The 267-nt window shown below is 39.7% G+C and carries 1 protein-coding gene; it reads left to right on the top strand.

Annotated features, from left to right (window positions below; translation table 11 throughout):
* Window positions 1–267, top strand: a 267-nt coding sequence (locus AC0IXA_RS27565; protein WP_471814924.1) for a preprotein translocase subunit SecA, incomplete at both ends; no start/stop codon positions are given.

The following is a 267-nucleotide window of genomic DNA, read 5'->3' as shown; positions in this document are numbered from 1 at the left end:
CTTCATTATGCTGTGATCGATGAGGTTGACTCCATTTTAATTGATGAAGCGAGAACACCTCTTATTATTTCTGGACAAGCTGCGAAATCAACAAAGCTTTACGTACAAGCCAATGCATTTGTCCGTACATTAAAAATCGAAGATGATTTCACGTATGATATTAAAACAAAAAGTGTGCAGCTGACTGAAAGCGGAATGACGAAAGCGGAAAAAGCATTCGGCATCGAGAACCTGTTTGATGTCAAACATGTCGCGCTAAACCATCAC

The sequence above is a fragment of the Pseudomonas sp. AC083 genome (assembly GCF_979253165.1).
Note: the sequence above shows the minus strand (reverse complement) of the source record. Positions and strands in the feature narration are given on the sequence as shown.